The sequence below is a fragment of the Streptomyces sp. SudanB5_2050 genome, assembly GCF_964272335.1.
Taxonomy (GTDB): domain Bacteria; phylum Actinomycetota; class Actinomycetes; order Streptomycetales; family Streptomycetaceae; genus Streptomyces; species Streptomyces rochei.
In genome coordinates this window covers 2,528,209-2,553,037 of record NZ_OZ186760.1, presented here as the reverse complement: position 1 = coordinate 2,553,037, position 24,829 = coordinate 2,528,209, and the positions used below count along the sequence as shown (strand labels likewise).

Below are 24,829 nucleotides of genomic sequence, written 5' to 3'. Positions count from 1 at the left end.
CCGCACCCTCGGCGGCTACCGCACCCGCGGTGGCCACCGCGCCCTCGGCGGCTACTACCGCACCGAGAAGCCGTACACCGTCTCCGAGCGGAACACCTCGCCCGGCCGCAGCACCGTGCTCGGGAACTCCGGGCGGTTGGGCGAGTCGGGGAAGTGCTGCGTCTCCAGCGCGACGCCGTCACCCGGGGCGAAGGGCTCGCCCAGGTGGTCGGCGGTGTACAACTGCAGCCCCGGCTCGGTCGTCGCCACCGTCAGCACCCGCCCCGACGCCGGGTCGTACAGCTCGGCGACCTCGACGGCCGTGTCCGTCACGCCCTTGTCCAGGACGAAGTTGTGGTCGTAGCCCGAGCCGACCTTGCGCGCCCGGCGGAAGTCGAAGCGCGTGTCCGCCACGTCCGCCGGCGCGCCCGCCGGGATCAGGTCGCCGTCGACCGGCGTGAACCGCGACGCGGCGATCCGCAGTTCGTGCCCGCCCGCGTGACCGGACCCCGGCCCGCCCAGGTTGAAGTAGCTGTGGTTGGTCGGGTTCAGCACGGTCGGCGCGTCGGTCACCGCCTCGTAGACGATCCGCAGCGCCCCGGACGTGTCCAGCGTGTACGTCGCCGAGAACTCCACCCGCCCCGGGAAACCCTCCTCGCCGTGCGGGCTGACCCGGCTCAGCCGGACACCGTCCGCGACGGGCTCCACGTCCCACACCCGCTTGTCGAAGCCGCGCTCGCCCCCGTGCAGCGAGTTCGGCCCGTTGTTGCGGGCCAGCGCGTACGTCCGCCCGTCCAGCGGGAAACGGCCGCCCGCGATCCGGTTGGCGTACCGGCCGACGAGGGCACCGAAGTAGGGCTCCGGGTGCCTCACATAGCCGTCCAGCGTGTCGAACCCCAGCACCACACAGGCGCTGTTCCCGTCCCGGTCCGGGACCTCGGCCGACTGCACGATCCCGCCGTACGACAGGATCCGCACCCGTACGCCGGCCCGCTCAAGGGTCCAGCGGTGGACGGGGGTGCCGTCGGAAAGTGTGCCGAAGAGTTCCTTCATGTGCGGAACTCTAGGACACGCCGCCCAGGTCAGAACGGGTCAGGGCCGCTTCGCGGTGACCGCGCGGTAGGCGATCTCCGCCAGCCGGGCCTGGCCGTCCACGCTCGGGTGGAACCAGTCCCAGCGGCTCAACTGGTCCGTGCCGAAGCGGAACGCGTGCACCGCGCCGTCGTCGGTGCGGCAGCGCCGGTCCTTCGCGCAGACCTCGCGCAGCACCTCGTTGTAGTCCGCCACCCGGTCCCGCACCGTGTTGCGCCGCTGGGTCGCCGCCGCGTCCAGCGCGTCCGCGTCGCCGAGCATCGACGGGCAGATGCCCAGCTTCCACACCTGCTTGCCCAGCGGGTTGGTGCGCCCCTGGGACCACAGCCGCTTGAGGTCCGGGATGCTCGCCACGTACACCTGCGCCTTCGGCAGCTTCTCGCGCAGGGCGCCCATGGCCTCCCGGAACTGCGCCCGGAAGTCGGCCACCGACGTCATCGCCGAGGTCGTGGCCCGGCAGGCGTCGTTCGCCCCGACCATCACCGCGACCAGCTCCGGCTTCCGCGCCGCCGCCCGTGTCATCTGCCCCGTCAGATCGGCCATCCGGGCCCCGGTCACCGCGTAGTTCCAGCTGTGCTCGGCCGCCTCCGCCCGCCCCAGCAGCCGTACGGCGAGGCTGTCGACCTTCGCGCTGCTGCCGGTGGCCCACGACACCTCGGGGCAGTCCGACAGGACCGTGCACGCGTCGAAGCCCCGGGTGATGGAGTCGCCGACGGCGGCGACCGACTCCGGGCTGGTGTCCCACACCGGAGCGGCCTCGGTGCGCTTCGACGCGGAGCCGGAGGGGGCGGGGGAGTCGCCGCCCACCGCGTCGCAGCCGGTCACGCCCACCACGGCCGCGGTCAGGACGGCGGCGGTCCGCACCACGAGCGCGGTGCGCGAACGACGGCGGCGGACGCGCCGCGTCCTGCGCTCCGTACCCAGTCCCATGCCCGGCCCACCCCTCGCCTCGCCTCGTGCCACCCATGTGCTCAACCCATGACACCGCGCGAGGGTTCCCGAGGGGGGCGATGGAACGTCTCACACCCGTACAAGCGTCCTGCCGGGTGAATGGCGGAGGTTTGTCGGCACCGGGACCGACGGTACGTCACACTCCTCGCCCCGGCGCACGGTAGCCTCGCCATCAACGTGACCCGCCCGGTCACGGGCCGTTCCACCCCGTTCCGAGATGTCCCGCTCAGCCCGGAGGTTCCGGTGACGACACGTGGAGTCCTGTACGTGCACTCCGCGCCGCGCGCGCTCTGCCCGCACGTCGAGTGGGCCGTCGCCGGGGTGCTCGGCACGCGCGTCAGCCTCGACTGGATCCGGCAGCCCGCCTCGCCCGGCACCTGGCGTTCGGAGTTCTCCTGGCAGGGCCAGGCCGGCACCGCCTCCAAACTCGCCTCCGCGCTGCGGGGCTGGCAGCTGCTGCGCTTCGAGGTCACCGCGGAGCCGTCCGCGGGCGCCGAGGGCGAACGCTACAGCTGCACTCCCGACCTCGGCATCTTCCACGCCGTCACCGGCGTCCACGGCGACATCATGATCCCCGAGGACCGGCTGCGCGCGGCCCTGACCCGCTCCCGGCAGGGCGAGAGCGACCTGGAGTCCGACATCGCGCGGCTCCTCGGCAAGCCCTGGGACGACGAACTCGAACCCTTCCGCCACGCGGGCGAGGGCGCCCCGGTGCGCTGGCTGCACCAGGTGGTCTGAACGCCGTACACCGGCACGGGAAAGGGCCCCACCGCTCGGTGGGGCCCTTTCCCGTGCTCAGGCGCGCGCGACCGCGGACTCAGACCGTCCGGAAGGCCAGCACCACGTTGTGACCGCCGAAGCCGAACGAGTCGTTCAGCGCGGCGATCCGCCCCTCGACCGGCAGCTTGCGGGCCTCGCCGCGCACGATGTCGGCGTTGGCCTCGGCCTCCGGGTCGAGGTTCTCGACGTTGATGGTCGGCGGCGCCACCCGGTGGTACAGGGCGAGGACGGTCGCGACCGACTCGACGCCGCCCGCGCCGCCGAGGAGGTGACCGGTCATCGACTTGGTGCCGGAGACCGCCATGTGGTCGACGTCGTCGCCCAGGACCTTGCGCAGCGCCTTCAGCTCGGCGATGTCACCGGCCGGCGTCGAGGTGGCGTGCGCGTTGACGTGCACGATCTCGGCCGGGTCCAGGTCGGAGCGGTCCAGCAGGTTCTGCAGGGCGTGGGCGATGCCGCGGCCCTCCGGCTCCGGCTGCACGATGTCGTGGCTGTCGGCGGAGACGCCCTGACCGACCGCCTCCGCGTAGACGCGGGCACCGCGCGCGGCGGCGTGCTCGGCGGACTCCAGGACGAGTACGCCGGCGCCCTCGCCGAGGACGAAGCCGTCACGGCCCGTGTCCCAGGGACGCGAGGCGCCCTGCGGGTCGTCGTTGTTCTTGGACATCGCCATCATGTTGCCGAACGCGGCGATGGGCAGCGGGTGGATCGCCGCCTCCGTGCCACCCGCGACGACGACGTCGGCGCGGCCGGTGCGGATCATCTCGATGGCGTAGCCGATGGCCTCGGCGCCCGACGCGCAGGCGGAGACCGGCGTGTGCACGCCCGCGCGGGCGCCCACGGCCAGACCCACGTTGGCGGAGGGGCCGTTCGGCATCAGCATGGGGACGGTGTGCGGGGAGACGCGGCGGACGCCCTTCTCCTTGAGCACGTCGTACTGGTCGAGCAGGGTCGTCACGCCGCCGATGCCGGACGCGATGACCGCGCCGAGCCGGTCGGGGTCGACGCCGACGCCCTCACCGGGCTCGCCGGCCTTGCCGGTGAAACCGGCGTCCTTCCAGGCCTCCTGCGCGGCGATCAGGGCGAACTGCGCCGAGCGGTCCAGTCGGCGGGCCTGCGGCCGCGGGATGACCTCGGAGGGCTCCACGGCAACCGGTGCGGCGATGCGGACGGCCTGGTCGGCGGCCCACTCCTGCTCCAGGGGCTTGACGCCGGACTTGCCGGCGACCAGGCCCTCCCAGGTCGAGGCTGCGTCGCCACCCAGCGGTGTGGTTGCGCCGATACCGGTGACGACCACGGTGCGCTTGGTCGAGCTCACGGGAATTCTTTCTCCAACGGGATACGGATTCGTACGGCGCCACCGCCGGGTGGCGGGGCAGTCAGCCCAGAGTGGGTGATCGGGTGATCAGCTCTGGTGCTTGAGGATGTACTCGGTCGCGTCGCCGACCGTCTTGAGGTTCTTGACGTCGTCGTCCGGGATCTTGACGTCGAAGCGCTCTTCGGCGGCGACGACGACCTCGACCATGGACAGCGAGTCGACGTCCAGGTCGTCGGTGAAGGACTTGTCCGTCTGGACGTCCTCAACCGGGATGCCGGCGATCTCGTTCACGATCTCGGCGAGACCGGCGACGATCTCTTCCTGAGTGGCGGCCATGATGGCGCTCCTTCGTAGATGTTCCAGAGGGTGTGGCTCTTGTGTTCCGCTCCGGACCGCATGATCCGGCACGGAGTGCCTAGGGGAGGGTAACGACCGTCGCGGCGTAGACGAGACCCGCCCCGAAGCCGATGACGAGCGCGGTGTCGCCGCTCTTCGCCTCGCCGGTCGCCAGGAGCCGCTCCATCGCGAGCGGGATCGAGGCGGCCGAAGTGTTGCCGGTGGTGCGGATGTCACGGGCGACCATGACGTGCTCCGGCAGCTTGAGTGTCTTCACCATCGAGTCGATGATCCGCACATTGGCCTGGTGCGGGATGAAGACGTCCAGGTCGTCCGGGCTGATCCCGGCCGCGTCCAGCGCCTGCTGGGCGACCTTCGCCATCTCGAACACGGCCCAGCGGAACACCGCCTGGCCCTCCTGCGTGATCGCAGGAAACTTGACGTTGCCCTCGGAGTCCAGGGGCAGCGAGGAGAGGTCGCCGATCCGGAAGCGGTCCCAGGGGACCGTCTGCTTGATCGTCTCGGACTTGTCGCCCTCCGAGCCCCAGACGGTCGGGCCGATCGCCGGCTCCTGGGAGGGACCGACCACGACCGCGCCCGCGCCGTCGCCGAAGAGGAAGGCCGTGGCCCGGTCCTCCAGGTCGGTCAGGTCGCTCAGCCGCTCCACGCCGATGACCAGGACGTACTCCGCCGAACCCTCGACGATCATGCCCTTGGCCAGCGTCAGACCGTAGCCGAAGCCCGCGCAGCCCGCCGAGATGTCGAAGGCGGCGGCCTTGTCCGTGCCCAGCTTGTCGGCGATCTCGGTGGCGACGGCCGGGGTCTGGCTGAAGTGCGACACGGTCGAGACGACCACCGCGCCGATCTGCGAGGCGTCGATGCCGGCGTCCGCGATCGCCTTGCCGGACGCCTCGATCGACATCGCGGCGACGGTCTCGTCCGGGCCCGCCCAGTGCCGGGTCTCGATGCCGGAGCGCGAGCGGATCCACTCGTCGGACGAGTCGATCTTCTCGAGGATCACCTCGTTCGGCACGACCCGGGTGGGGCGGTAGCCGCCGACACCGAGGATGCGCGCGTACGGGGCGCCCTTGCTGGGCTTGATCTTCGACATGCTCTCGCGCTCCTTGTCAGGCCTGCTGGGCGTGCTCGGCGACGAGCTCTCGGGCCGCGTCCAGGTCGGCGGGGGTCTTCAGGGCCAGCGTCTTCACGCCGGGCAGCGCACGCTTGGCCAGGCCGGTCAGGGTGCCGCCGGGGCACACCTCGATCAGCGCGGTGACGCCGAGGGCCTGGAAGGTCTCCATGCACCGGTCCCAGCGGACCGGGTTGGCGACCTGTCCCACCAGGCGCTCCAGCACCTCGGTGCCCGAGGTGACGGCCTGCCCGTCCTTGTTGGAGACGTACGTCACCTTCGGGTCGGCGGGCGTGAGCGCCTTCGCGGCCTCGGCGAGCTTGTCCACGGCGGGCGCCATGTGGTGCGTGTGGAAGGCGCCGGCCACCTTCAGCGGCACGATCTTGCGGACGCCCTCGGGCTTGTCCTCGGCCAGGGCGGCCAGCTGCTCCATGGTGCCGGCGGCCACGATCTGACCGGCGCCGTTCACGTTGGCCGGGGTCAGACCGAGCTTCTCCAGGTGCGCCACGCTCACCTCGGGGTCGCCCCCGAGCAGCGCCGACATGCCGGTCTCGGTGACCGCGGCGGCCTCCGCCATGGCCAGACCCCGCTTGCGTACCAGGGTCAGCGCGGCGGTGTCGTCGAGGACGCCGGCGAACGCGGCGGCGGTGATCTCGCCGACGCTGTGGCCGGCGACGGCGCCGGGCGCGAACCCGGGGACGGCACCGAGTGCCGAGGCGGACAGGATTCCGGCGGCGACCAGCAGCGGCTGGGCGACGGACGTGTCCCGGATCTCGTCCGCGTCGGCCTTGGTGCCGTAGTGGGCGAGATCGAGTCCGATGGCGTCGGACCACGCGGCGACGCGGTCCGCGGCACCGGGAAGGGCGAGCCAGTCAGTCAGGAAGCCGGGCGTCTGGGCACCCTGGCCGGGAGCGACGAGTACGAGCACTCTCACACTCTCTCTTGAGGACGGGCGTGGCCGCCCGTGGGGACAGGGACGAAGAACACGAGGGGGTTTTGTAGGCCCCCGACAAAAGCCTAGAGTTGCGGATCTCCGTCGGCCAGACGCCCCAGGATGAGCGCGATCCGCAGTGTGAACGCAGACCGTACATCAGAGGGTGACCAACCGGTGACGTCAGTCACACGTCGGAGCCGGTAGCGCACGGTGTTCGGGTGAACGAAGAGCATCCGAGCGGCCCCTTCGAGGCTGCTCGCCTGTTCGAGATAGACGCTGAGTGTCTCGAGCAGTGCTGCACCGGCTTCCTCCAGTGGTCTGTAGATCTCCTCCACCAGCTGTACACGGGCCGCCGGGTCGGAGGCGATCGCGCGCTCCGGAAGCAGGTCGTCCGCCAGGACCGGGCGCGGGGCGTCCTGCCAGGCGGTGCAGGCCTTGAGGCCGGCCGCGGCGGCCTGCGCGGACCGCGTCGCGGCGAGCAGGTCCGGCACCACCGGACCGGCCACCACCGGCCCCGGCGCGAACGGCCCGATCAGCGACTTGGCCACGGCCAGCGGGTTGTCGCTGCCGCCCGCGATCACCACCAGGCGGTCCCCGAGCACCCCGGTCAGCACCTGGAGCTTGGCGTGCCGGGCCGCCCGCCGGATGGCCTCCACGGTCAGCTCGGAGTCCCCGTCGGGCGCGGTGCCCAGCACCACGCACACGTGCTCGGGCGAGTTCCAGCCGAGCGCGGCGGCGCGGGACACGGCACCCTCGTCGGCCTCCCCGCTGAGCACGGCGTTCACGACCAGGGACTCCAGCCGCGCGTCCCAGGCACCGCGTGCCTCGGCGGCCTGCGCGTACACCTGGGCGGTCGCGAAGGCGATCTCCCGGGCGTAGACGAGCAGTGCCTCGCGCAGCACCGACTCGTCGCCGGGCGCGGCGACCTCGTCGATGGCGGACTCCATCACCTCGATGGTGGTCCGCACCATCTCGACGGTCTGCCGCAGGGTGATCGCCCGGGTCAGCTCGCGCGGCGCGGTGCCGAACACGTCGGTGGAGATGGCCTGCGGGGCGTCGGGGCGCCGGAACCACTCGGTGAAGGCGGCGATGCCGGCTTGGGCCACCAGCCCGATCCAGGAACGGTTCTCCGGCGGCATGGCCCGGTACCACGGCAGCGTCTCGTCCATGCGCGCGATGGCCTGGGCGGCGAGCGATCCGGAGGACTGCTCCAGCCGCTTCAGGGTCGCGGTGTGCGGATGGACGGCGCGCGCCGCGGGTTCTGGCTTGCTGGTTTCGGGTTCGGGCACGGGACAAGACTGCCTCATCCGGACGGGCCCGCGTGTCGCCGGGGCCGTCTCGGCGCCTCGGCCTCCCTCGGGCCCGCGGCACGCCGGGACTACGGTGGACGGCGTGATGGACGTACGGCGCGCCGACGAGCGCTACCAGGGCGGCGACCCGGCGGCCGGGATCGAGACGCGGCACGCGTTCTCCTTCGGCCCCCACTACGACCCCGACAACCTGCGCTTCGGCGCCCTGATCGCCTGCAACGAGGAGCGCCTGGCCCCCGGCGCCGGCTTCGACGAGCACCCGCACAGCCACACCGAGATCGTCACATGGGTGGTGGAGGGCGAGCTGACCCACCGCGACACCGCGGGCCACGAGACGGTCGTGCGCGCCGGGGACGTGCAACGCCTCAGCGCGGCGGCCGGCGTCCGCCACGTCGAGCGCAACGACGCCGCCGTGCCCCTCACCTTCGTCCAGATGTGGCTGGCCCTGCTCGACCCCGGCGGCGACCCCGCCTACGAGATCGTCCGCGGCATCGCCGACTCCACCCCGTACGCCGTCCCGGAGGCCGGCGCGATGCTCCACGTGCGCCGCCTGGCCGCGGGGGAGCGGACGGCGGTACCGGACGGGGCGTACCTCTACGTCCACGTGGTGCGGGGTTCCGTACGCCTGGACGCCGAGCAGCTCGACGCGGGCGACGCGGCCCGCGTCACGGACGCCGACGCGCTGGACGCGGTGGCGGTGACGCGGGCCGAGGTGCTGGTGTGGGAGATGGCGGGGCGGTGACGCCGCTGGTGACGGAGGATCAGGACCGGCGGCCCACTCCGTGCACCGCGCTTCCGTAGGTGTGTCCGTCCGGCTTCTCCGCTACGTCGAAGCGACGCGTACCGCCAGCGGATTCATGTCGTCTCCGCTGGGGGCGGCGTCCAGCCCTGCGGCTCTGAGGATGCCGATGATGGCCTCCTGCATGTGCTGAGCAACGGCTCCGTTCTGTCGGATCACCGGTGCCTGGAAATCTCCGCTCAGCAGGCTTTCGGCGAGAGCCGGTCCGAAGTCGGCTGTCCACGTCACGAAGATGCCTCCTACGGAACCTTCCCCGGGATCAACGGCGACCTCTGCACCGATCGCACCGTCCACGTCGGGTTTCCAGCGATGGGCTGGAAGGCCGGCCATGCGGAGTTCCTCACATACGCGGTCAGCGATGCTGCTTCGTTCCGCCAGTACCTCCTCCGAGGCATGGGGGTAGTCGTAATCGCTCACAGAGTCCTTTTGGAATGCCACTGACAGGGGAGTGCCGGTCCAGTAGTCGCGATTCGCCACCAGGCGCAGCTGCTCGGGCGTCCCCTCCAGCGCGTTCCGCGCGAGCTGGAGCATCCTTCGTCGAGGACGGAGACGGACGAAGGCGCCCCGAGAAGGAGACGGAAGGTACGACGCCACCCCTCTCCGCCCCTGCGGCGGCCCACGGCCGTTCTGGGACCGCGCACCGGAGGAGAGGGATCTCCGGCCTGCGCGACGGGTCACCCTAGGCATGCGGCATGGCCACGTCACAAGATCGCGAACCGTGCTCGGCTGAAACGTGATCATGGAGAAGGGGTGAAGATCCCCAGTGGATCCTGTGTGTCACCTGCTGGGAGGTGCTGTCCCGGTCGGCGTGGACGACAGACGGGGGTTGTCCGGAAACGCGCCTCTCAGTATTGGCGGCACCCGGAGGCGGGGCGGGCGGCAACGCCCGAGAACGTTCGTTCCTTTGCGTAGTCGTGCGTATGCGGAGCGCTTCAGTCTCGAGGTGTGAACCAAGCAACCGGTCCGCAGCCGACGGACGTTCGCAGCCAGTACCACGCCGACTTCGCCATGGGCCCGCACTCGGCCCGGCACCTACGGCGCGTGCTGCGGCTCTACCTCGTCCGCTCGGGGCTGGCGGACGTGACCGACCCGGCGGAGCCGGCGCTCACGTACGGGGCGTGCTGGACGAGGGCGGGCGTGGACCGGTGATCGTGGCGGCGGTGAGTGATCGGTGGGGCGTCACGCCGTACGGCGACGAGCAGGGGAAGACGGTGTGGTTCGAGTGCCTCAGCCGCGCAGCTCCGCCAGCACCGCGTCCGTGAAGGCCGGCCACGCCTCGACCGCCCAGGGGCCGAAGGCGCGGTCGGTGAGGGCGACGCAGGCGAGCCGGGCGTCCGGGTCGACCCACAGGAACGTACCGGACTGGCCGAAGTGCCCGAAGGTGCGCGGCGAGGACGAGGCGCCCGTCCAGTGCGGGGACTTGGAGTCCCGGATCTCGAAACCGAGGCCCCAGTCGTTGGGGTTCTGGTGGCCGTAGCCCGGCAGGACGCCCTTGGTGCCCGGGTACTGCACCGTCATCGCCTCGGCGACCGTGCGCGGGTCCAGCAGGCGCGGCGCCTGCACCTCGGCGGCGAAGCGCAGCAGGTCCTCGACCGTCGAGACGCCGTCCTTCGCCGGGGAGCCCTCCAGGGTGGTGGACGTCATGCCCAGCGGCTCCAGCACCGCCTGCCGCGCGTACTCGGCGAAGGGGATGTCCGCCGCCTTCGCGATGTGGTCGCCGAGCTGCTCGAAACCGGCGTTGGAGTACAGCCGGCGCTCCCCGGGCGGGGCGGTCACCTTGTGCTCGTCGAAGGCCAGGCCCGAGGTGTGGGCGAGCAGGTGACGGACCGTCGACCCGGGCGGCCCCGCGGGCTCGTCCAGCTCGATCGCGCCCTCCTCGTACGCGACCAGCGCCGCGTACGCCGCGAGCGGCTTGGTGACCGAGGCGAGGGGGAAGCGCTGCGCGGCCGGGCCGTGGGTGCCCAGGACCGTGCCGTCGGCGCGCACGACGCCCGCCGCGGCGGAGGGGACCGGCCAGTTCTCGATCAGCGCGAGGCTCTGCAAGGACATGCCGTCGAGCCTAAGCGCTCAGAGCGTCAGCTCCAGCAAGGGGTCCGGCTTGCGCGTGAAGCCCATCGACCGGTACAGGGGCTCGGCCTGCGCGGAAGCGGTGAGCCGGACCCGCCCGGCGCCCCGCTCGCGGAACCACTCCAGCAGCGCCTCCATGCAGGCGCGCGCGTACCCGCGGCGGCGCGCGTCCGGGTCGGTGGCGACGCTGAAGACGTAGCCGTCGGTGCCCCGCGGATTGCCCGCTCCGCCGATGCGGTAGTCGAGCGTCCCGGCCACCAGCGCGGCCAGGGCCCCGGGTCGCTCCGGGTGGTCCACGACGAACGCGGCGAAGACGCCGTCCGGCTCGGCCAGTCTGGCGCGCAGCACGGGCAGGGACTCGGCGTGCCACTCGGTGGAGTGCTGGGACCGGGGCAACGAATCGATCATCACCTGACGCAGCCGGAGCACTTCCTCCGCGTCCCCGGGCAGCGCACGGCGCACATGGGTCATGCGGGGCATGCTAGGCAGCCGACGGCCCCGCGCTCACTCCCTTTTCCCGTCGTACGCGTGTCCCGTCGTACGCGTTTCCCCTCGTACGCGCTTGCTTGGAGTGCACTCCAAGGTCATAGCGTGGGGCACATGACGGTGATGCAGACCACGGCCGCGATCCCCGCGCCGAACGCCACCAGAACCGACATCTGCTCCGCCCCGCCCCCGGGCCACCCGCGCCCCGACGGGCAGGACCGCTACACCATCAGCGAGGTCGCCGCCCTCACCGGCCTCACCGCGCACACCCTGCGCTGGTACGAGCGGATCGGCCTGATGTCCCACATCGACCGCTCGCACACCGGGCAGCGCCGCTACAGCAACCGCGACCTGGACTGGCTCGACCTCGTCGGCAAGCTGCGCATGACCGGCATGCCGGTCGCCGACATGGTCCGGTACGCGGAGCTGGTGCGCGAGGGCGAGAGCACCTACGCCGAGCGCCGGGAACTGCTGGAGTCCACGCGCCGCGACGTGCTCACGCGGATCGCCGAGCTCCAGGACACCCTCGCCGTGCTCGACCGCAAGATCAGTTTTTACGGGGACGCCGGAAGCGTCCGTGAAACGGAGGACACCCGATGACCGACCACACCCTCCCGACGGCGCGGCTCGGCGACGGCGGCCCCGAGGTGGGCGTCCAGGGCCTGGGCTGCATGGGCATGAGCTTCGCCTACGGTCCCACGGACGCCGACGCCTCCCGGGCCACCCTGGAACGCGCACTGGAGCTGGGCGTCACCCTCTACGACACGGCGGACGCCTACGGGGCGGGGGAGAACGAGCGGTTCCTGTCGCCGTTCTTCAAGGCCCACCGCGACGAGGTCGTCATCGCGACCAAGTTCGCCCTGTCCATCCCGCCGGACGACCCGACGAAGCGGATCATCCGCAACGACGAGCCGTACATCCGCCAGGCCGTCGAGGCGAGCCTGCGCCGCCTGGACGTCGACGTCATCGACCTCTACTACATGCACCGCCGCGACCCGGACGTGCCGATCGAGGAGACCGTCGCCGTCATGGCCGACCTCGTGCGCGAGGGCAAGGTCAAGCACCTCGGGCTGAGCGAGGTGACGGGCGACGAGCTGCGGGCCGCGCAGGGGGTCCACCCGATCGCCGCCGTGCAGTCGGAGTGGTCGCTGTTCAGCCGGGACATCGAGGCGGGCGTGGTGCCGGCGGCCCGCGAACTGGGCGTGGCCCTCGTCCCGTACTCGCCGCTCGGCCGGGGCTTCCTCACGGGCTCCTTCGCCGACGCGGAGAAGGATCTGACGGCCGGTGACTTCCGCCGCCAGCAGCCCCGCTTCACCGGCGACAACGCCGCGGCCAACGCCGCCCTCCTCGCCCCGGTCCGCACGGTCGCCGAGGCCCACGGCGCCACCCTCGGCCAGATCGCCCTGGCCTGGGCCCAGCAGCGGGCGCGGGTGCACGGCCTCCCGGTGATCCCGATCCCGGGCACGCGGAAGCCGACGCGGGTCGAGGAGAACACGGCGGCGACCCGGATCGTCCTGACGGAGGAGGAGCTGTCCCTGCTGGAGCCCATCGCCGGCAAGGTCGCGGGCGACCGCTACGCGGACATGACGTTCACTTCGGCGGGCCGGGAGTAGGGAGCCCGGCCACGCCTCACAGCTCCGCCAGCAGCTCCGCCTTCTTCGAGGAGAACTCCTCGTCCGTCACCAGCCCCGCCTGGTGCAGCTCTCCGAGATGGCGTATCCGCTCCGCGATGTCCGCCGGATCACGCCGCGGCGCCGGCACCGGGACCGGGACCGGGGCGCCCGCGCCCCGGTCCCGCACCGCCGCAAGCACCGCCGCGGCGAACGGCAGTGACTCGTGCACCGGCCCGTACCCGAGCCCGAACACGACGGCGGCGGGGTCCTGGTCGGCCTGCGGAACGGCCGGCGCGGCGGCGGTGGCGGACGCGTCCCGCGGCAGCAGCCGCAGGTACCCCTCGAACAGCTCGGGGGACCGCCACTCCACCCCGCCCAGGCCGGCGACCGGGTACGTCTGGTCGCCGGCCTTCCACTTCGCCGACGAGGCACCGGTCCAGGACCACCGGAAGGACACCGACGTGCCGTCGAAGGACGCCTTGCCGTCGTACGCCTTGAACTGCAGCGGTGCCTCGGGCGCCGCCACCAGGTACCGCTCGGTCTTGCCGGTCTCGCCGAGCAGCCCGCGCAGCTCGTCGGCGTAGTACTCGGCGAGCGTCTCCCGTTCGGCGGGCAGCACCAGCCGGTACGGGTCGCACCCCTCCTTCAGCTGCCCGGCCGCCGCCTCCATCAGCGGGTCGGCGCCCGGGCGCGGCTCGGCGCGCAGCACGACGGTGCCGCGCCTGCCGGGCGTGAGCGTCACGCCCGCGAGCGCCTCCAGGGGGACGCGGCGTTCCCCCAGGGCCTGGAACAGCTTGGGTGTTCGAATCCCCCGTTCGTAGCGGATGAGCACGGAGTCGGACTCGAACTCCCAGGCGGCATGAAATCCGGCCAGTACGTCACCCATGCGGCTCATCGTATGCGGCACGAGCTCTTCCGTCCCCTCCCCGTGCAAACCGGAGTATCTGCACCTCTACGCGCGTCAGGCGGCCGCCGCTTCGGACAAACCCGCCCGGCATGTGCCGTTCTCGCCGGCGCAGGCGACCGTTCCGTATGCGCCAACGCCGATCTCCGCGAAGTTCCGCAGGCTCTCCGTGCCCGGCACGAAGTAGCCGCTGTGTCCCTGGGCGCCCCGCGCGGACAGCACCCGCGCCCCGAACGCGGCGGACACCGGGTCGGCGCCGTGTCCGAGGCCGCCGACCTCCAGGTAGGGCACGTCCTGGATCCAGTCGTCGGCGTCCCGCATCGCCCACACGCGGGCGGAGGTGTTCAGATGGGCGGCCTTCTCGACGCGCATGCCGGGGCTGCCGGCCACCGCTATGTCGGTCACCCGGCCGGGCAGGCCGTCGGCGGCGAGGCCGCACACCACCGAGCCGTAGCTGTGGCAGAAGAGGGAGACCGGGGCCCGGCCGGGCAGCGCCCGCAGCAGGGCGTTCAGCCGGAAGGAACCGTCCGCGGCGCGAGCCGCCGTGGCCGCCTCCAGGCCCAGTCCGCTCGGGGAGGTGTAGTCGGCCCAGGCGATCACGGCCGTGCGGGTGTCCGGGCTCACCGTGTGCTCGGCCGCGTACAGCGACTCGGCCATGCCGGCGGGCGCCGAGTACTTGCGGACGGTGCGCTGGAAGGTGAGCAGCTCGGTGTCCACACCGGGCACGACGACGGAGACCCGGTCGGCCCGGTCGAGGTTCCCGAAGACCTCGGCGACCTTGCCCGAGCCGGCCGGGTCGAAGGCGAGGATGCGGCGGTCCGGGTCCAGCAGCGAGTCGTAGCGGTGGACGCGCCGGCCCGCCTCGCGCTGCCCGGACGGAGACAGGCGCGTGTCGTGCATGCGCAGCCGTTCCACCTCGCGCGCCTTGCGCAGGGCCGCCCGGTTGGCGAGGTAGCGCAGCTCGACGGGGGCGCCGTTCATGTTGCCGACGGCCAAGGGGTAGCGGCGGGCCAGGCTTCTTCGCTGCCAGTCGGAGAGCGAGGCGAAGAAGCGGGCCAGCCGGGCGGGGGCCGACTGCGCGTCGGGCAGCCGGCGTCCGTCGATCCGGCCGTGCTCCCAGGCCGTGACCGACGCTTCGAGTGCCGTGGGTCCCCGCTGGTTGCGCAGGGCGGTCCAGCCGGTGGTCGCCAGCATCACGAACACCACGGCCAGGGCGAGCAGTGCGCGCCAGACGTTGAGTTGCGGGGAGGTGTCGAAGGAAGTCACTGGGAGGACACACTAGGAGAACGAGACGGTCTCGCGTGAATCCAGTGACACGGATCACGTTTTGGTACTCCGTTACGGGGTTCCCTCCGCCCCCCGGCACGTCGCCGGCCGGACGCGGCGACCTCGTGGAAGGGCTCTGCCGACTGCCCCGGATGTACGGTCGGTTGCCGACCGGTGAAACCGTTTGTCACCCGTCAACGGCCGTCACTAGCCTCGCCGGTATGACTAGTCAGACCACCATCGACAAGACGGGGCCGGGGGACGGACCGTCCACCCCGTCCGGTCCGGCGCCGGCCACGGGGCTGCGCGGACACCCGTGGGTCACCCTCATCACCGTCGCGGTCGGCGTCATGATGGTGGCCCTCGACGGCACCATCGTGGCCATCGCCAACCCTGCCATCGGCAAGGACCTGGGTGCCAGCTGGTCCGAGCTGCAATGGATCACCAACGCCTACTTCCTCGCCCTCGCGGTCTCCCTGATCACCGCGGGCAAGCTCGGCGACCGCTTCGGCCACCGGCAGACCTTCCTCATCGGCGTGGCCGGCTTCGCCGCCTCCTCCGGTGCCATCGGGCTCTCCGACAGCATCGCCGCGGTCATCGTCTTCCGCGTCTTCCAGGGACTGTTCGGCGCCCTGCTGATGCCGGCCGCGCTCGGCCTGCTGCGCGCCACGTTCCCGGCCGAGAAGCTCAACATGGCCATCGGCATCTGGGGCATGGTCATCGGCGCCTCCACCGCGGGCGGGCCGATCCTCGGCGGCGTGCTGGTCGAGCACGTCAACTGGCAGTCGGTGTTCTTCATCAACGTGCCGGTCGGCGTCCTCGCCGTGGTGCTCGGCGTACTGATCCTGCTGGACCACCGGGCGGAGAACGCCCCGCGCTCCTTCGACGTGGTCGGCATCGTCCTGCTGTCGGCCTCGATGTTCTGCCTGGTCTGGGCGCTCATCAAGGCGCCCGAGTGGGGCTGGGGCGACGGGAAGACCTGGCTGTTCATCGCCGTGTCCGTGGTGGGCTTCGCCGCCTTCTCCTTCTGGGAGACCAAGGTGAAGGAGCCGCTGATCCCGCTGGCGATGTTCCGCTCGGTCCCGCTGTCGGCGGGTGTCGTCCTGATGGTCCTGATGGCCATCGCCTTCATGGGCGGCCTGTTCTTCGTGACTTTCTACCTCCAGAACGTGCACGGCATGAGCCCGGTCGACGCCGGCCTGCACCTGCTGCCGCTCACCGCGATGATGATCGTCGCCTCGCCGCTGGCCGGCGCGATGATCACCAAGTTCGGCCCGCGCGTGCCGCTGGCCGGCGGCATGGTGTGCACCGCGGTCGCCATGTACGGCATGTCCACGCTCGAGACGGACACCGGCAGCGTGGCGATGTCCGTCTGGTTCGCGCTCCTCGGTCTCGGCCTCGCGCCGGTCATGGTCGGTGCCACCGAGGTCATCGTGGGCAACGCGCCGATGGAGCTGTCGGGTGTCGCGGGCGGTCTCCAGCAGGCGGCGATGCAGATCGGCGGCAGCCTCGGCACGGCGGTGCTGGGCGCCGTGATGGCCTCCAAGGTCGACAGCGACCTCGCGGGCAACTGGACGGACGCGGGGCTGCCCGCGCTCACGCCGGCCCAGGAGGAGCTGACGGCCCAGGCGGTGCAGCAGGGCATCGCGCCGGTGCCCGAGGGCACCCCGGAGCAGATCGCCGCGAAGATCACCGATGTCGCCCACGACACCTTCGTCTCGGGCATGAGCCTGGCGTCGCTCGTCGCCGCCGGCGTCGCGGCCGTGGCCGTGCTGGTCGCCTTCCTCACCAAGCGCGGTGAGAACGCGGAGGCCGGTGCGGGCGTGGGCCACATCTGAGGCCGTCGGGTCGCCGGCCCTGTTCGCCTATCCGGGTGACAGGGCCGGTGAACCCTCCCCTCCGGCGGACCCTGCAGGTCACAGTGGGTCACGTCCTCCGCAGGGCACGGAGGGCGTCACGTCCTCCGTGCGTACGGAGGGCATCGCGTCCTCCGCGGGGCACGGAGGGCGAGAGGCTGCGGCGCGCTGCTGGAGGGGGGCAGCGCGCAAGCAGCACCCTCGCCGGGCGCGTCTAGGCGTCCCCGCCCGCGACCCCGGGGTCGGCCGCGGTCACGTCCAGCAGCCGGTACCGGTCGATCGCCTGCTTCAGCACCGACCGGTCGACCTTCCCCTCCCGCGCCAGCTCGCTCAGCACCGCCACCACGATCGACTCCGCGTCGATGTGGAAGAAGCGCCGGGCCGCCCCGCGCGTGTCGGCGAAGCCCCAGCCGTCCGCGCCCAGCGACTGGTACGTCCCCGGCACCCAGCGCGCGATCTGGTCCGGCACCGACCGCATCCAGTCCGACACGGCCACGAACGGCCCCTGCGAACCGGCCAGCTTCCGCGTCACGTAGGGCACCTGCTGCTCCTCCTCGGGATGCAGCAGGTTGTGCTCCTCGCAGGCCACCGCGTCACGCCGCAGCTCGTTCCAGGAGGTCGCCGACCAGACGTGGGCGCGCACGTTCCACTCCTCGGCGAGGATCCGCTGCGCCTCGACCGCCCACGGCACCGCGACCCCGGACGCCATGATCTGCGCCGGGATCGAACCGTCCGTCGCCTCGCTGAAGAGGTAGATGCCCTTGAGGATGCCCTCGACGTCCACGTTCTCCGGCTCGGCCGGGTGCTGGATCGGCTCGTTGTAGACGGTGAGGTAGTAGAAGACGTCCTCGCCGTGCGGGTGCTGCTCGTCCGCGCCGTACATCCGGCGCAGGCCGTCCTTGACGATGTGCGCGATCTCGAAGCCGAAGGCCGGGTCGTACGCCACGCACGCCGGGTTGGTCGAGGCGAGCAGCTGCGAGTGGCCGTCGGCGTGCTGCAGCCCCTCTCCGGTCAGCGTCGTACGTCCCGCGGTCGCGCCCAGTACGAAACCGCGCGCGAGCTGGTCGCCCATCTGCCAGAACTGGTCGCCGGTGCGCTGGAAACCGAACATCGAGTAGAAGACGTAGACCGGGATGAGCGGCTCGCCGTGCGTGGCGTACGCCGAACCGGCCGCGATCAGCGAGGCGGTGCAGCCCGCCTCCGAGATGCCGTCGTGGAGCATCTGCCCGTTCGGCGCCTCTTTGTAGGCGAGCAGCAGGTCCCGGTCCACGGACTCGTACTGCTGCCCGAGCGGGTTGTAGATCTTCGCGCTCGGGAAGAAGGAGTCCATGCCGAACGTGCGGTACTCGTCCGGCGCGATCAGCACGAAGCGCTTGCCGAGTTCCTTGTCCCGCATGAGGTCCTTGAGCAGCCGCACAAAGGCCATGGTGGTCGCGATGGACTGCTGACCCGACCCCTTCTTCACGGTCGCGTACGTCCGCTCCTCCGGCATGGGGAGCGGCTTGGAGCGCACGACCCGGGTCGGCACGTAGCCGCCGAGGCTGCGCCGGCGGTCGTGCATGTACTGCATCTCCTCCGTGTCCCGGCCCGGGTGGTAGTACGGCGGCGGGCCGGACTCCAGCTCCTTGTCGGAGATCGGCAGGTGCAGCCGGTCACGGAAGCGCTTGAGGTCGTCGACCGTCAGCTTCTTCATCTGGTGCGTGGCGTTGCGGCCCTCGAAGTTGGGGCCGAGCGTCCAGCCCTTGATCGTCTTGGCGAGGATCACGGTCGGCTGGCCCTTGTGCTCCAGGGCCGCCTTGTACGCCGCGTAGATCTTCCGGTGGTCGTGACCGCCGCGCCCCAGGTGCAGGATCTGGTCGTCGGTCATGTTCTCGACCATCGCGCGCAGCCGGTGGTCGTCGCCGAAGAAGTGGTCGCGGATGTAGGCGCCGGACTCGGTGGCGTACGTCTGGAACTGGCCGTCCGGGGTGGTGTTCATGCGGTTGACCAGCACACCGTCGCGGTCCTGGGCCAGCAGCGGGTCCCAGGTGCGGTCCCACACCAGCTTGATCACGTTCCACCCGGCGCCCCGGAAGACCGACTCCAGCTCCTGGATGATCTTCCCGTTGCCGCGCACCGGGCCGTCCAGGCGCTGGAGGTTGCAGTTGACCACGAAGGTCAGGTTGTCCAGGCCCTCGCGGGCGGCGATGGAGAGCTGGCCCAGCGACTCCGGCTCGTCCATCTCGCCGTCGCCGAGGAACGCCCACACGTGCGACTTCGAGGTGTCCGCGATGCCGCGCGCCTGCATGTAGCGGTTCATCCGCGCCTGGTAGATGGCACCGATCGGGCCGAGGCCCATCGACACCGTCGGGAACTCCCAGAAGTCCGGCATCGACCGGGGGTGCGGGTACGACGACAGCATGTACGGCGCCTTGGACTTCTCCTGCCGGAAGCCGTCCAGGTGCTGCTCGGTCAGCCGGTCCAGGAGGTAGGCGCGGGCGTAGATGCCCGGCGAGGCGTGCCCCTGGAAGAAGACCTGGTCGCCGCCGTCGCCCTCGTCCTTGCCCCGGAAGAAGTGGTTGAAGCCCACGTCGTACAGGGACGCCGAGGAGGCGAAGGTCGCGATGTGGCCGCCGACGCCGATACCGGGCCGCTGGGCGCGCGAGACCATCACCGCGGCGTTCCACCGGGTGGCGTTGAGGATCTTGCGCTCGATCTCCTCGTTGCCCGGGAAGAACGGCTCGCTCTTGGTCGGGATCGTGTTGACGTAGTCCGTGCTGCGCATCTCGGGCACGGCCACGCGCTTCTCGCGGGCCCGCTCGATCAGCCGCAGCATCAGATAGCGGGCCCGCTCCCGGCCGCGCTCGTCGACGGCGGCGTCGAGGGAGTCGAGCCACTCCTGGGTTTCCTCGGGATCGAAGTCAGGAACCTGACTCGGAAGGCCGCCAATGATGATCGGACTGCGATCACTGCGATCGGATGCGGAAGCCACGCTGTTCCTTCGCTGTCAGAGGGCCACTGTGCCGGATGCTGCCTGATGTCTCTGCGCCGGTTCCCCGCCGATTCCCCATCGTGTACCTCACGGGGGCAAACGTCATCTGTACCGTGGGGTAACCGGTCCCCCTGCGGAGGCTGGGGGTACGTTCATTCGAGTCTCGTACCCACACATGGTTCCCAAATACGCAAACGGGGCAGATAGGTGTGGTGTACGTCACCTTCGGTCTGGACGGCATGGCTGGAGTTGCGGCGACACGGCCGGGATCGTCACCGTTTCGGCGGTCCCAGTCGCCGGGTACTTGCGCGATCCGTCCCGCCCGTGTGGACTACGGCCAAGCTTCGCGCACGCGCGTGGCTGAAGACATCTACCGAAACATGATCAGGAGGCAACCCGTGAGCGCGACCGCGGACCACGCGGAGGAGCGGACGAACCCTGCCGTCAGGCTGGGTTTCCAGCCCGGGCAGGTGGTCCAGGAGATCGGCTACGACGACGACGTCGACCAGGAGCTCCGCGAGGCCATCGAAGGAGCCGTCGAGGGCGAGCTGGTGGACGAGGACTACGAGGACGTGGCCGACGCCGTCGTGCTGTGGTTCCGTGACGACGACGGCGACCTGACGGATGCGCTGGTGGATGCCACCACGTACATCGAAGAGGGCGGGTCGATCCTCCTTCTCACGCCGAAGACCGGCCGTGACGGGTACGTCGAGGCCAGTGACATCTCGGAGGCCTCGACGACCGCCGGACTGACGGCGTCCAAGAGCGTCAGCGTCGGCAAGGACTGGAGCGGCAGCCGGCTGGCCACGCCCAAGGCGGCCAAGTCCAAGCGGTAGCCGACCGGCTCCGTACCCCGGACCCCGCACCCCGGACGGGCCGGCCGCCGTCGGCCCGTCCCGGGGGACCGCACGCGGGTCCCTGACGCGTCCTGCTCCGGTGTTCCCTGCGTAGGGTGGTGCCAGCGAACCACCCTCTGAAGGGACGAATCAGGACATGGCGATCCAGGTCGGCGACAAGGCCCCCGACTTCGAACTCAAGGACAACCACGGCGGGACCGTCCGGCTGTCCGACTTCCGCGGTCAGAAGAACGTCGTGCTGCTCTTCTACCCGTTCGCCTTCACCGGTGTGTGCACCGGCGAGCTGTGCGAGGTGCGCGACAACCTGCCGCAGTTCTCCGACCGTGACACCCAGGTGCTCGCCGTCTCCAACGACTCCATCCACACCCTGCGCGTCTTCGCCGAGCAGGAGGGCCTGGAGTACCCCCTGCTGTCCGACTTCTGGCCGCACGGCAACGTCTCGCGCGACTACGGCGTCTTCGACGAGGACAAGGGCTGCGCCGTCCGCGGCACCTTCATCATCGACCGGGAGGGGATCGTGCGCTGGACCGTCGTCAACGGTCTGCCGGACGCCCGCGACCTGAACGAGTACGTGAAGGCGCTCGACACCCTGTGACCGCCGGTCCGTGACCGCCGGTCCGTGACCGGCGGGGTGCGACCGGCGGGGTGTGAACCGACACCTTGTGATTGGTCGGCCGCAGGGCCTGCGGGGGGCGGGAACCCGTCACTAGGATCGAATCGTTGATCCGATATCCACGCACTACGGGGCTTCCCGCCCCTGGACACCAATGGAGGACTCGTGGGAGTCAGCCTCAGCAAGGGCGGCAACGTATCGCTGACCAAGGAGGCCCCGGGCCTCACCGCGGTCATCGTCGGTCTGGGGTGGGACATCCGCACCACGACCGGCACCGACTTCGACCTCGACGCCAGCGCCCTGCTGCTGAACAGCGCCGGCAAGGTCGCCAGCGACGCGCACTTCGTCTTCTTCAACAACCTGAAGAGCCCGGACGGCTCGGTCGAGCACACCGGCGACAACCTCACCGGTGAGGGCGAGGGCGACGACGAGCAGATCAAGATCGACCTCGCCGCCGTCCCCGCCGACGTCGAGAAGATCACCTTCCCGGTGTCGATCTACGACGCCGAGAACCGCCAGCAGTCCTTCGGCCAGGTGCGCAACGCGTTCATCCGCGTCGTCAACCAGGCCGGCGGCGCCGAGATCGCCCGCTACGACCTGTCCGAGGACGCCTCCACGGAGACCGCCATGGTCTTCGGCGAGCTGTACCGGCACGGCGCCGAGTGGAAGTTCCGCGCCATCGGCCAGGGCTACGCCTCCGGCCTGCGCGGCATCGCCCAGGACTTCGGCGTCAACGTCTGAGCGACCTGATCGCCGGGGCCGACGCCCCGACCGTCCGGCGCCGCACGGTTTGCGTGCGGCGCCGGACGCGCAGGAACACCAGGAACCATCACCCGGGGAGGGACAGCAACATGGGCGTCACGCTTGCCAAGGGAGGCAACGTCTCCCTGTCCAAGGCCGCACCGAACCTCACACAGGTACTGGTCGGGCTGGGCTGGGACGCGCGCTCCACCACCGGAGCGCCCTTCGACCTCGACGCCAGCGCGCTGGCGTGCAGCAACGGCCGGGTGCTCGGCGACGAGTGGTTCGTCTTCTACAACCAGCTCAAGAGCCCGGACGGTTCCATCGAGCACACCGGCGACAACCTCACCGGCGAGGGCGACGGCGACGACGAGTCGGTGCTGGTGGACCTCTCCGCGGTGCCCGCCTCGTGCGACAAGATCGTCTTCCCGGTCTCGATCCACATGGCCGACGAGCGGGGCCAGACCTTCGGTCAGGTCAGCAACGCCTTCATCCGCGTCGTCAACCAGGCCGACGGCCAGGAACTCGCCCGCTACGACCTCAGCGAGGACGCCTCCACGGAGACCGCGATGATCTTCGGAGAGCTGTACCGCTACCAGGGCGAGTGGAAGTTCCGTGCGGTCGGGCAGGGGTACGCGTCGGGGCTCCGCGGCATCGCCCTAGACTTCGGAGTCAACGTTTCGTAAAGCCGCGTACGGCGCGGGGGAGCCCCGTACAAACACGATTGGGTAGCCAGTGGTTCTGAAAACCTTCGGGTGGTCGTTCGCGGTCACCGCGCTCGGCCTGGTGGCCGCGATCTTCTACGGGGGGTGGGCCGCCTTCGGAGTGGTGGCGATCCTGTCCATCCTGGAGATCTCGCTGTCCTTCGACAACGCGGTGGTCAACGCCGGGATCCTGAAGAAGATGAATGCCTTCTGGCAGAAGATCTTCCTCACCATCGGCATCCTGATCGCCGTCTTCGGCATGCGTCTGGTCTTCCCGGTCGTCATCGTCGCGGTCAGCGCGTCCCTCGGCCCGATCGAGGCCGTCGACCTCGCCCTCACCGACAAGAACCGCTACCAGGAACTGGTGACCGACGCGCATCCGTCGATCGCCGCGTTCGGTGGCATGTTCCTCCTCATGATCTTCCTGGACTTCATCTTCGAGGACCGGGACATCAAGTGGCTCGGCTGGCTGGAGCGCCCGCTGGCCAAGCTGGGCAAGGTCGACATGCTGTCGGTCTGCATCGCCCTGATCGTGCTGCTGGTCTCCGCGATCACCTTCGGTGCCCATGCCCACCAGCACGGCGGCACCCACGCCGACAAGGCGGAGACGGTCCTGCTCTCCGGCATCGCCGGTCTGATCACCTATCTGGTCGTCGGCGGTCTCTCCGGCTTCTTCGAGGACAAGCTCGAGGAAGAGGAGGAGCGCGAGCACGAGGCGGAAGAGGCCGCCGAGCGGGCGGGCAAGCCGAAGTCGGCGGTCAAGCTGGCCGGCAAGGCCGCGTTCTTCATGTTCCTCTACCTGGAGGTCCTGGACGCGTCGTTCTCCTTCGACGGCGTCATCGGCGCCTTCGCCATCACCAACGACATCGTCCTGATGGCCCTGGGCCTCGGCATCGGCGCCATGTACGTCCGTTCGCTGACGGTGTACCTGGTCCGTGAGGGCACCCTGGACGACTACGTCTACCTGGAGCACGGCGCCCACTACGCGATCGGCGCCCTGGCGATCGTCCTCCTGGTCACCATCCAGTACGAGATCAACGAGTTCATCACCGGCATGATCGGTGTGGTCCTCATCGGTGCCTCCTTCTGGTCCTCGGTCCGCCGCAACAAGCGGCTCGCCGCGGCCGGGGGAGAAGGCGGCAAGGAGAAGGCGGAGGTCTCCTCCGGGGTGTGAAACCCTTCCGTTCCCGGGCCGGGTTCGCCCCCGGTGCGCCCGCACCTGTGGTGTGAACCCGGCCCGGACGAGGAACGCTCTCGACGGGGCGGCCGACGAGGACGACTCCTCGGGGCCGCCCCGTCGGCGGTCCGCGGTCAGTGGCTGGTCGAGTCGACGTGGGGGCGGGAATGGGTTTCTTGGACGGTCTGTGGCGCGGGCGCGAGTCCGAGTTCGACTCGGGCAGCGCGGCGACCAACTCCATCCAGCTGACCAAACGGCACAGCCAGGTCTCCCTGACCAAACAGGGCGCGGCGACCGGCAACCTCCGCATCAACCTCTCCTGGCGGATGCGGACCTCGGACATCATGGGCGCCCAGCGCGAGAGCCTGCTGCGCCACCCCTTCAAGGCGCTCAAGCCCCCCGAGGTCGTGGGCCACAGCCAGAGCATGGTCAACGTCGACCTCGACCTCGGCTGCCTCTACGAACTCCAGGACGGCACCCGAGGGGTCGTCCAGCCGCTCGGCGGCTTCCTGGGCGACGTCAACGACCCGCCGTACGTCAAGCTCAGCGGTGACGACCGGTTCGGCTCGGCCTCCGGGGAGACGATCTACGTCAACCTGGACCACAAGGACGCCATCAAGCGTCTGCTGCTCTTCGCCTACATCTACGACCAGACGCCCGCCTTCGACCGCACCCACGCCATCGTGACGCTCTACCCGAGCAACGGCCCGCGGATCGAGATAGGCCTCGACGAGCGTCACCCCCAGGCCCGGTCCTGCGCCGTGGTGATGATCGAGAACGTCAAGGGCGAGATCCTCGTCCGCCGCGAGGTGAAGTTCGTGTACGGCTTCCAGGGCGAGCTGGACCGGCTCTACGGATGGGGCCTGCAGTGGGGCCGGGGGCACAAGAGCAAGGCGGAACGGTAGGACCGCCCCACCGTTCCCGGCTTCCGCGTCCGGGCGTTGGA

At 70.7% G+C, this 24,829-nt stretch carries 25 protein-coding genes; 12 read left to right on the top strand and 13 right to left on the bottom strand.

What is annotated here, in order from left to right:
- Nucleotides 1–54: 54 nt before the first annotated feature.
- On the bottom strand, nt 55–1,032 hold the full coding sequence (locus ACFZP7_RS11455) for an aldose epimerase family protein (RefSeq protein WP_385634345.1): 978 nt from the start codon (nt 1,030–1,032) through the stop codon (nt 55–57).
- Nucleotides 1,033–1,071: 39 nt separating this feature from the next.
- The gene (locus ACFZP7_RS11450; RefSeq protein ID WP_385634344.1) at nt 1,072–2,001 is read right to left on the bottom strand and encodes an SGNH/GDSL hydrolase family protein; all 930 of its coding nucleotides are present in this window, start codon (nt 1,999–2,001) and stop codon (nt 1,072–1,074) included.
- A gap of 264 nt (nt 2,002–2,265) precedes the next feature.
- Between ACFZP7_RS11450 and ACFZP7_RS11445 the strand changes: the two genes are divergently transcribed.
- The gene (locus ACFZP7_RS11445) at nt 2,266–2,760 is read left to right on the top strand and encodes a DUF3145 domain-containing protein (RefSeq protein WP_029393517.1); all 495 of its coding nucleotides are present in this window, start codon (nt 2,266–2,268) and stop codon (nt 2,758–2,760) included.
- A gap of 79 nt (nt 2,761–2,839) precedes the next feature.
- Here ACFZP7_RS11445 and fabF read toward each other — a convergent pair whose 3' ends face one another.
- The 5 genes from fabF to fasR form a co-directional block, all read right to left on the bottom strand.
- Nucleotides 2,840–4,120: a beta-ketoacyl-ACP synthase II gene (fabF, locus tag ACFZP7_RS11440; RefSeq protein ID WP_019326293.1), complete on the bottom strand. Its 1,281-nt coding sequence runs from the start codon at nt 4,118–4,120 to the stop codon at nt 2,840–2,842.
- An 87-nt stretch (nt 4,121–4,207) separates the two neighbouring features.
- On the bottom strand, nt 4,208–4,456 hold the full coding sequence (locus ACFZP7_RS11435; protein WP_019326292.1) for an acyl carrier protein: 249 nt from the start codon (nt 4,454–4,456) through the stop codon (nt 4,208–4,210).
- 79 nt (nt 4,457–4,535) lie between these two features.
- Nucleotides 4,536–5,567, bottom strand: a complete 1,032-nt coding sequence (locus tag ACFZP7_RS11430) for a ketoacyl-ACP synthase III (RefSeq protein WP_019326291.1) — start codon at nt 5,565–5,567, stop codon at nt 4,536–4,538.
- A 16-nt stretch (nt 5,568–5,583) separates the two neighbouring features.
- On the bottom strand, nt 5,584–6,513 hold the full coding sequence (locus ACFZP7_RS11425; protein WP_019326290.1) for an ACP S-malonyltransferase: 930 nt from the start codon (nt 6,511–6,513) through the stop codon (nt 5,584–5,586).
- 89 nt (nt 6,514–6,602) lie between these two features.
- On the bottom strand, nt 6,603–7,808 hold the full coding sequence (gene fasR / locus ACFZP7_RS11420) for a fatty acid biosynthesis transcriptional regulator FasR (protein ID WP_019326289.1): 1,206 nt from the start codon (nt 7,806–7,808) through the stop codon (nt 6,603–6,605).
- A 106-nt stretch (nt 7,809–7,914) separates the two neighbouring features.
- On the opposite strand from fasR, the gene ACFZP7_RS11415 reads away from it, so the two are divergent.
- Entirely contained in the window at nt 7,915–8,571 is a 657-nt protein-coding gene (locus ACFZP7_RS11415) for a pirin family protein (protein WP_385638417.1), read from the top strand.
- Nucleotides 8,572–8,652: 81 nt separating this feature from the next.
- Here the strand turns inward: ACFZP7_RS11415 and ACFZP7_RS11410 are convergent, their stop codons facing one another.
- Nucleotides 8,653–9,159 carry a hypothetical protein gene (locus ACFZP7_RS11410; RefSeq protein WP_385634343.1) on the bottom strand — a complete coding sequence of 169 codons (507 nt, stop codon included), beginning with the start codon at nt 9,157–9,159 and terminating at the stop codon, nt 8,653–8,655.
- A gap of 414 nt (nt 9,160–9,573) precedes the next feature.
- Between ACFZP7_RS11410 and ACFZP7_RS11405 the strand changes: the two genes are divergently transcribed.
- Complete coding sequence (locus ACFZP7_RS11405; protein WP_223779964.1) at nt 9,574–9,777, top strand: hypothetical protein; 204 nt, start codon at nt 9,574–9,576, stop codon at nt 9,775–9,777.
- A gap of 78 nt (nt 9,778–9,855) precedes the next feature.
- Here ACFZP7_RS11405 and ACFZP7_RS11400 read toward each other — a convergent pair whose 3' ends face one another.
- Together ACFZP7_RS11400 and ACFZP7_RS11395 are read right to left on the bottom strand one after the other, a co-directional pair.
- Nucleotides 9,856–10,677: a serine hydrolase gene (locus ACFZP7_RS11400; protein WP_127442026.1), complete on the bottom strand. Its 822-nt coding sequence runs from the start codon at nt 10,675–10,677 to the stop codon at nt 9,856–9,858.
- 18 nt (nt 10,678–10,695) lie between these two features.
- Complete coding sequence (locus ACFZP7_RS11395; RefSeq protein WP_210901593.1) at nt 10,696–11,166, bottom strand: GNAT family N-acetyltransferase; 471 nt, start codon at nt 11,164–11,166, stop codon at nt 10,696–10,698.
- A 129-nt stretch (nt 11,167–11,295) separates the two neighbouring features.
- Between ACFZP7_RS11395 and ACFZP7_RS11390 the strand changes: the two genes are divergently transcribed.
- Nucleotides 11,296–11,781 (top strand): MerR family transcriptional regulator, encoded by a 486-nt coding sequence (locus ACFZP7_RS11390; RefSeq protein ID WP_030972307.1) that lies wholly within the window; start codon nt 11,296–11,298, stop codon nt 11,779–11,781.
- On the top strand, nt 11,778–12,794 hold the full coding sequence (locus ACFZP7_RS11385) for an aldo/keto reductase (protein WP_355514034.1): 1,017 nt from the start codon (nt 11,778–11,780) through the stop codon (nt 12,792–12,794). Before ACFZP7_RS11390 ends, ACFZP7_RS11385 begins: the two co-directional genes overlap by 4 nt.
- 16 nt (nt 12,795–12,810) lie before the next feature.
- Here ACFZP7_RS11385 and ACFZP7_RS11380 read toward each other — a convergent pair whose 3' ends face one another.
- Together ACFZP7_RS11380 and ACFZP7_RS11375 are read right to left on the bottom strand one after the other, a co-directional pair.
- Nucleotides 12,811–13,680 (bottom strand): DUF4429 domain-containing protein, encoded by an 870-nt coding sequence (locus ACFZP7_RS11380; protein WP_127439765.1) that lies wholly within the window; start codon nt 13,678–13,680, stop codon nt 12,811–12,813.
- Nucleotides 13,681–13,755: 75 nt separating this feature from the next.
- On the bottom strand, nt 13,756–14,964 hold the full coding sequence (locus ACFZP7_RS11375; protein ID WP_385634342.1) for an alpha/beta hydrolase: 1,209 nt from the start codon (nt 14,962–14,964) through the stop codon (nt 13,756–13,758).
- A 221-nt stretch (nt 14,965–15,185) separates the two neighbouring features.
- Between ACFZP7_RS11375 and ACFZP7_RS11370 the strand changes: the two genes are divergently transcribed.
- Nucleotides 15,186–16,802: an MFS transporter gene (locus ACFZP7_RS11370; protein ID WP_046250113.1), complete on the top strand. Its 1,617-nt coding sequence runs from the start codon at nt 15,186–15,188 to the stop codon at nt 16,800–16,802.
- Between the two features lie 232 nt (nt 16,803–17,034).
- Here ACFZP7_RS11370 and aceE read toward each other — a convergent pair whose 3' ends face one another.
- The gene (gene aceE, locus ACFZP7_RS11365; protein WP_046250112.1) at nt 17,035–19,791 is read right to left on the bottom strand and encodes a pyruvate dehydrogenase (acetyl-transferring), homodimeric type; all 2,757 of its coding nucleotides are present in this window, start codon (nt 19,789–19,791) and stop codon (nt 17,035–17,037) included.
- Between the two features lie 398 nt (nt 19,792–20,189).
- Between aceE and ACFZP7_RS11360 the strand changes: the two genes are divergently transcribed.
- From ACFZP7_RS11360 to ACFZP7_RS11335, 6 genes are all read left to right on the top strand, one after another.
- Nucleotides 20,190–20,627, top strand: coding sequence for a DUF3052 domain-containing protein (locus ACFZP7_RS11360; RefSeq protein ID WP_019326279.1), 438 nt, complete (start codon nt 20,190–20,192; stop codon nt 20,625–20,627).
- Nucleotides 20,628–20,784: 157 nt separating this feature from the next.
- The gene (locus ACFZP7_RS11355; protein ID WP_385634341.1) at nt 20,785–21,243 is read left to right on the top strand and encodes a peroxiredoxin; all 459 of its coding nucleotides are present in this window, start codon (nt 20,785–20,787) and stop codon (nt 21,241–21,243) included.
- A gap of 183 nt (nt 21,244–21,426) precedes the next feature.
- Nucleotides 21,427–22,002, top strand: coding sequence for a calcium homeostasis/redox stress adaptation protein (locus tag ACFZP7_RS11350; RefSeq protein WP_019326277.1), 576 nt, complete (start codon nt 21,427–21,429; stop codon nt 22,000–22,002).
- 110 nt (nt 22,003–22,112) lie between these two features.
- Nucleotides 22,113–22,688 carry a TerD family protein gene (locus ACFZP7_RS11345; RefSeq protein ID WP_019326276.1) on the top strand — a complete coding sequence of 192 codons (576 nt, stop codon included), beginning with the start codon at nt 22,113–22,115 and terminating at the stop codon, nt 22,686–22,688.
- 49 nt (nt 22,689–22,737) lie between these two features.
- Nucleotides 22,738–23,880 carry a DUF475 domain-containing protein gene (locus ACFZP7_RS11340; RefSeq protein WP_216881399.1) on the top strand — a complete coding sequence of 381 codons (1,143 nt, stop codon included), beginning with the start codon at nt 22,738–22,740 and terminating at the stop codon, nt 23,878–23,880.
- A gap of 170 nt (nt 23,881–24,050) precedes the next feature.
- Nucleotides 24,051–24,788 carry a tellurium resistance protein TerA gene (locus tag ACFZP7_RS11335; RefSeq protein ID WP_019326274.1) on the top strand — a complete coding sequence of 246 codons (738 nt, stop codon included), beginning with the start codon at nt 24,051–24,053 and terminating at the stop codon, nt 24,786–24,788.
- Nucleotides 24,789–24,829 lie beyond the last annotated feature (41 nt).